Annotated in this window: 8 protein-coding genes; 6 read left to right on the top strand and 2 right to left on the bottom strand. The window is 64.0% G+C overall.

What is annotated here, in order from left to right; translation table 11 throughout:
• Both H928_RS0107425 and H928_RS0107420 read left to right on the top strand, forming a co-directional pair.
• Positions 1-759: molybdopterin molybdotransferase MoeA (locus H928_RS0107425; RefSeq protein WP_027010669.1), on the top strand; the 759-nt coding region annotated here is incomplete at its 5' end.
• Between the two features lie 22 nt (positions 760-781).
• A complete protein-coding gene (locus H928_RS0107420) occupies positions 782-1,042 on the top strand; it encodes a MoaD/ThiS family protein (RefSeq protein WP_373604909.1) in 261 nt (86 codons plus the stop codon).
• A gap of 6 nt (positions 1,043-1,048) precedes the next feature.
• Here the strand turns inward: H928_RS0107420 and H928_RS0107415 are convergent, their stop codons facing one another.
• Entirely contained in the window at positions 1,049-1,387 is a 339-nt protein-coding gene (locus H928_RS0107415) for a hypothetical protein (protein ID WP_021025927.1), read from the bottom strand.
• Between the two features lie 26 nt (positions 1,388-1,413).
• Complete coding sequence (locus tag H928_RS0107410) at positions 1,414-1,665, bottom strand: hypothetical protein (RefSeq protein ID WP_027010667.1); 252 nt, start codon at positions 1,663-1,665, stop codon at positions 1,414-1,416.
• A 199-nt stretch (positions 1,666-1,864) separates the two neighbouring features.
• Between H928_RS0107410 and moaE the strand changes: the two genes are divergently transcribed.
• From moaE to H928_RS33085, 4 genes are all read left to right on the top strand, one after another.
• Positions 1,865-2,341: a molybdopterin synthase catalytic subunit MoaE gene (gene moaE, locus H928_RS0107405; RefSeq protein ID WP_021025925.1), complete on the top strand. Its 477-nt coding sequence runs from the start codon at positions 1,865-1,867 to the stop codon at positions 2,339-2,341.
• 234 nt (positions 2,342-2,575) lie between these two features.
• Positions 2,576-5,182, top strand: a complete 2,607-nt coding sequence (gene clpB, locus H928_RS0107400) for an ATP-dependent chaperone ClpB (RefSeq protein WP_021025924.1) — start codon at positions 2,576-2,578, stop codon at positions 5,180-5,182.
• 150 nt (positions 5,183-5,332) lie between these two features.
• Positions 5,333-5,674 carry a hypothetical protein gene (locus H928_RS0107395; RefSeq protein ID WP_021025923.1) on the top strand — a complete coding sequence of 114 codons (342 nt, stop codon included), beginning with the start codon at positions 5,333-5,335 and terminating at the stop codon, positions 5,672-5,674.
• Between the two features lie 85 nt (positions 5,675-5,759).
• Positions 5,760-6,322, top strand: a 563-nt coding sequence (locus H928_RS33085; RefSeq protein WP_239644905.1) for an aldehyde dehydrogenase family protein, incomplete at its 3' end; no start/stop codon positions are given.

The raw sequence follows: 6,322 nt of genomic DNA, 5'->3' as shown, positions 1-6,322 counted from the left end.
CTGGGCCCGGCCGAGCTGGGCCTGGCTGCCAGCATGGGCTGCGCCCGCCTGCCGCTGGCCCGCCGCCCGCGCGTGGCCTTGTTCTCCACCGGTGATGAGCTGGTCATGCCCGGCGACGTGGCGCCCCAGGACCTGCCCTTGGGCAGCATCTACAACAGCAACCGCTTCTTTTTGCGCGCCATGCTCCAGCGCCTGGGCTGCGAGGTGCGCGACTTGGGCATCGTGCCCGACAGCTATGAGGCCACCGTGGCCGCGCTGCAGACGGCGGCGCAGCACAGCGACCTGGTGCTGACCAGTGGCGGCGTGTCGGTGGGTGAGGAAGACCATGTCAAGCCGGCCGTGCAGGCCTTGGGCAGCCTTGACCTGTGGGCCATTGCCGTCAAGCCGGGCAAGCCCTTTGCCTATGGGCGCGTGGGCCAGACCCATTTCATCGGCCTGCCGGGCAACCCGGTCTCCAGTTTTGTGACCTTTGCGCTCCTGGTGCGGCCTTTTCTGCTGCGCCTGCAAGGCGTGCAGGCGCTGGCGCCGCAGGCGATCGATATGCGTGCCGATTTTGACTGGCCGCGCGCCGACAAGCGCCGCGAATTCTTGCGGGTGCGCGTCAATGCGCAAGGCGGGCTGGAGCGTTTTGCCAACCAGGGCTCGGGTGTGCTGACCTCGGCCGTCTGGGCCGACGGCCTGGTCGACAACCCGCCCGGCCAGACGATTGCGCAGGGTGACAGCGTGCGCTTTGTGCCCTTTGCCCAGCTGCTGGGCTGAGGAGGGTGAGGAGGGTGAGGAGATGACGATGAAGACTTTGCAACTGCGCTATTTTGCAAGTATCCGCGAGGCCATTGGCAGCGGCAGCGAGGCCTTTGCCACCGATGCCGGCACCGTCGCCGAGCTGCGCGAGGCCCTGCTCGCGCGCGGCGAGCCCTATGCCAGCTGCCTGGCCCGGGGGCGCGCGGTGCGCACCGCCGTCAACCAGGTGCTCAGCGATGACAGCGCGGTGCTGGAGGCGGGGGCCGAGGTGGCGTTTTTTCCGCCGGTGACGGGCGGTTAAGCATTCTTAAGCAGCGCCATCTTCTGCGGGGCTGGGCAGCAGCAGCTCGGGCGCTTTCCATTCCAGCAGTTCGGCCAGGCGCAGCACTACCCAGCGGGCTTCCTCGGCGCTGATGCCCGCGTCTGGCGCCTGCAGGCCGCTGTAGATGGTCTGCAGGATGGCGCTCTCGGAGGGCGCACTTTGGTGGTAGAGGATCTGCGCCTGCTCGACCAGCATCTGCGCCAGGTCTTCGCAAAGCTCATAGCGCTGGGCGATGTCGGCGAGCGGCTGGCGCAGGCGCTGGTTGCGGCCCTGAAACAGGGCGATGAAGGAATCAGGGACAAAGATCTGGCTGCCGTCTTGCATGGGTATCCATCAGTTGAGGTGCGCGTTCAGGGCGTAAAGCGCTTTTCAAAGCGGGCCACATCTTCTTCCAGCTCAAAGGTCACGACCTGGCCCATTTTCTTGTCGCTCTCGCGGCAGGCGGCATAGACGCTGGTCTTGCCGACCAGGTCCATCGCCGGGATGTCGATGATCGCGTAAGGGTAGGGCACGAACACGTGGTGCTCGAACACAATCCGGTGCTGGTTGCGCGGATTGGGGTAGAGCAGGAAGCCGTGGGCATTCAGGGTCTGACTGGGCATGGAAAGCATCCAAAGAGAAAACAGGTCCTGCAAGCGCGCGGGCAGCTGCTGGAATGCGGGCATTCCAGCAGCGCAAAGCTTGCAGAGGGCCACCAGTGTGCCGCAATCGCGAAGCTGGGGTGGCCTGCCATGGTTTGCAGCCAGGCCCGGTGGGCATGCTAGGCTTCGGTCTTGATGCTTTTTTCGCCGAGATACCGCCATGCTGCACACCCATATCGCCGTCCAGACCGCTGACTTTGATGTGAGCGAGGAGCTGCGCCTGCTGCGCGCCGCCGATGGCCGCATCGGCGCGGTCTGCAGCTTTGTCGGCACGGTGCGCGACCGCAATGCGGGCAGCGAGGTGGCGACGATGGAGCTGGAGCACTACCCGGGTATGACGGAAAAATCGATCGCCCAGATGGTCGAGGCCGCCAGCCAGCGTTTTGACATCTTTGGCGCCCGCATCATCCACCGCGTGGGGCTGCTCGCGCCTGGCGAGCAGATTGTTCTGGTCGCCGTCTCCTCGGCGCACCGGGGCGAGAGCTTCCAGGCCTGCGAGTTCTTGATGGACTACCTCAAGACCGAAGCGCCATTCTGGAAGAAGGAAGACACGCCGGAGGGCGCGCGCTGGGTCGATGCCCGCGTCAGCGACGAGGCGGCGATGGCGCGATGGGGCCTGCCCCAGCGCCAAAGCTAAAAAACGGGCCCATTGCAGCGGCCTTGACCGGGCGCAAGCTTTCTCAGCCCTATAGCTGCTGCAATGGGTGCGGGGAGCGCGGCCGCCTTGCTGCAATGTTCGCAGGGCGTAGGAGACGGCGCACAGCACTTGGCGACGTGGGCCGACAGAAGCTATATGTGCGGCGAGGTTCTTGAAAATACGGCGTCCAGCGCAAAATATTCCCCAGTAACAATTGTTGAGTGGGGAACATTCATGCGAATCGACAAACTGACAACCAAATTTCAAGAAGCGCTGGCCGACGCCCAATCGTTGGCCCTGGGCAATGACAACGCCTATATCGACCCGGTCCATGTGCTGGCAGCCATGCTGCGCCAGCCCGATGGCCCCAAATCGCTGCTGGCGCGCGCAGGCGCCAATGCCACGGCGATGAGCACGGCCGCAGAAAACGCGATCAAGCGCCTGCCGCAGGTGCAAGGCCAGGACCAGGTCACGGTAGGCCCCGATCTGCAGCGCATGCTGCAGGCCACCGAGAAGGAAGCCATCAAGCGCGGCGACCAGTTCTATGCCAGCGAGCTGTTCTTGCTGGCGCTCACCGATGACAAGGGGGAGGCCGGCCGTATCGTCAAAGAGGGGGGCTTGAGCCGCAAGGCACTGGAAGCGGCGATTGACGCCGTGCGCGGCGGCCAAGCCATGGACAGCGCCGACGGCGAAAGCCAGCGTGAAGCCTTGAAGAAATACACGTTGGACCTGACCGAGCGCGCCAAGCTGGGCAAGCTCGACCCGGTCATTGGCCGCGATGACGAGATCCGCCGCACCATCCAGGTGCTGCAGCGCCGCAGCAAGAACAACCCTGTGCTGATCGGTGAGCCCGGCGTGGGCAAGACGGCCATCGTCGAAGGCCTGGCCCAACGCATTGTGGCGGGCGAAGTGCCGGACACCTTGCGCGACAAGAAGGTGCTGGTGCTGGACATGGCCGGTCTGCTCGCGGGCGCCAAGTACCGGGGGGACTTTGAAGAGCGGCTCAAATCCGTGCTCAAGGAAGTCGCGCAGGAAGAGGGCCGGGTGATTCTCTTCATCGACGAGATCCACACCATGGTCGGCGCCGGCAAGGCCGATGGTGCGATGGACGCGGGCAATATGCTCAAGCCTGCGCTGTCGCGGGGCGAGCTGCACTGCATTGGCGCCACCACCCTGGACGAATACCGCAAGTACATCGAAAAGGATGCGGCGCTGGAGCGGCGCTTCCAGAAGGTGCTGGTCAATGAGCCCTCGGTGGAAGACACCATTGCGATCCTGCGCGGCCTGCAGGAAAAGTACGAAGCCCACCATGGCGTGGACATCACCGACCCGGCGATTGTCGCTGCGGCCGAGCTGTCGGCACGCTATATCACCGACCGCTTCCTGCCCGACAAGGCCATCGACCTGATTGATGAGGCAGCGGCCAAGATCAAGATCGAGATCGACTCCAAGCCCGAGGTGATGGACAAGCTTGAGCGCCGCATGATCCAGCTCAAGATCGAGCGCGAGGCGATGAAGAAGGAAAAGGACGAGGCCTCGCAAAAGCGCCTGTCGCTGATCGAAGAGGACCTGTCCAAGATCGAGCGTGAATACGCCGATATGGAAGAGATCTGGAAGGCCGAGAAGGCCGATGCGATGGGCTCGGAGCAACTGCGCAAGGAGCTCGACCAGGTGCGCTTCCAGATCCAGGAAGCCACGCGCAGCGGCGACTTCAACAAGGTCGCCGAGTTGCAGTACGGCAAGCTGCCCGCGCTGGAGAAACAGCTGGCCGAAGTGCAGGCCGACGAGAAAAGCGAAGGGGCCAAGGACAAGGGCCACAAGCTGCTGCGCACGCAAGTGGGCGCCGAAGAAATTGCCGAGGTGGTCAGCCGCGCCACGGGCATCCCGGTCTCCAAGATGATGCAGGGCGAGCGTGACAAGCTCTTGCGCATGGAAGACAAGCTCCACGAGCGCGTGGTCGGCCAGGATGAGGCGATCTCTGCGGTGTCCAACGCCATCCGCCGCTCGCGCTCGGGCCTGTCCGATCCGAACCGGCCCACCGGCTCCTTCCTGTTCCTGGGCCCCACCGGCGTGGGCAAGACCGAGCTGTGCAAGGCGCTGGCGGGCTTTTTGTTTGACAGCGAAGACCACCTGATCCGCATCGACATGAGCGAGTTCATGGAGAAGCACTCGGTCTCGCGCCTCATTGGTGCGCCCCCGGGCTATGTGGGCTATGACGAGGGCGGCTACCTGACCGAGGCCGTGCGCCGCAAGCCCTACAGCGTGATCTTGCTCGACGAGGTGGAAAAGGCCCACCCCGATGTGTTCAACATCCTGCTGCAGGTGCTCGACGACGGCCGCCTCACCGATGGCCAGGGCCGCACGGTGGACTTCAAGAACACCGTGATCGTGATGACCAGCAATATCGGCTCGCAGCTGATCCAGGCGATGGTCGGCGAATCGTATGAGGATGTAAAAGACGCGGTCTGGGGGGAACTGAAAAACCATTTCCGGCCCGAATTCCTCAACCGCATCGATGAAACCGTGGTGTTCCATGGCCTCGACGCCCAGCACATCGAGTCGATTGCACGCATTCAGCTGCACCAGCTCGAAAACCGCTTGGCGAAGATGGACCTGCATCTGGAGGTGTCCGATGCGGCGATGGCCGAGCTGGCCAAGGTGGGCTTTGATCCGGTGTTTGGTGCACGGCCGCTCAAGCGGGCGATCCAGCAGCGCATCGAGAACCCGCTGTCGCGCTTGCTGCTCGAAGGCGTCTACCCGCCCAAGAGCCGTATCCCCGTGACCGTGGATCCGGTGCAGGCACCGGGCGAGTTCCATTTTGGCAAGGCCGATGTGCAGTAATGCCCTTGGCGGTGGGCCATGCATAACCATGCATGGCCCACCATCTTTACGCTGCGATATGCTTGTTGACAGTGCAGGGGGCTTGAAAAAGCCTGGCATCGGCATAACATGGGTAGCAAGCGCTGTCATACAGCGATGAAAGGAAGTGCGTTGAACGAGTTGTTGGCAACTGTGGTGAGCTGGACTTTGCGTATTGCGATGGTGCTGGCTGGTCTGGTGTTTTTTGTCAGTCTGATGGTGGTGGCCGCAATCGCTGCCATGCTCTGGGCTGTGCGCCTGCTATGGGCCAAAGTCACCGGCAAACCTGTGGTGCCTTTCGCGTTCAAGATGAACCCCGCTTCGGGCTGGACCACGGTCTACCGCAGCACGGCGCGCTGGTCGGCCAACAAGGGTGCACGCGCTGCTGAATCGGCTGCCAGCCCCTCGGGCATGCGCGCTTCCGTGATCGATGTGACGGACGTGGAGCCTCGTGAAATCCGTTCACAACACTGACTGACCTGACGCAGGCTGCGGCCTGCCTTGTGTACAAAGCCCGGTTGTGCCTGATGCAGACCGGGTTTTTTTATGGGGCCATGCTATGGATGTGAGCGAGTTGCACAGCCGTTTTGAGGCCATGCGTGCGGCCAGCCGCGCGCAGGCCGATACGCCGCTGCTGCTGCGGCGCGAGCGCTTGCTGCGGCTGCAAAAGCTGCTGCAGGACAACGAGACGCGGCTGTGCGCCAGCGTGCAGGCCGATTTTGGCCAGCGCTCGGCCCGGGTGACGACCTTGACGGAATTGTTGCCGCTGTACAGCCAGCTGCGCCAGGCGCTGGGCGCTCTGCGGCGCTGGGCAGCGCCCCGGCCCGAGGCCACGCCCTGGCATTTCTGGCCTGCGCGCGCCTGGGTGCAGCCCATGCCGCTGGGCGTCATCGGAGTGATCGCTCCCTGGAACTATCCCCTGCTGCTGTCCTTGGGGCCGCTGGTCAGCGCGCTGGCTGCGGGCAACCGCGTGATCATCAAGCCCAGCGAATACACGCCGCAGACCATGGCGCTGCTCGCCGAGCTGCTGCCCAGCTATTTCGCCGATGACGAGGTGGCACTTTTGGCGGGGGACGCCGGGGCTTCAGCCGAGATGGCGGCCCTGCCGCTGGACCACCTGCT

This window comes from Comamonas sp. B-9 (assembly GCF_000410635.1).
GTDB lineage: Bacteria > Pseudomonadota > Gammaproteobacteria > Burkholderiales > Burkholderiaceae_C > Comamonas.
The sequence above is the reverse complement of the archived record's forward strand: the minus strand, read 5'-3'. Positions and strand labels throughout refer to the sequence as shown.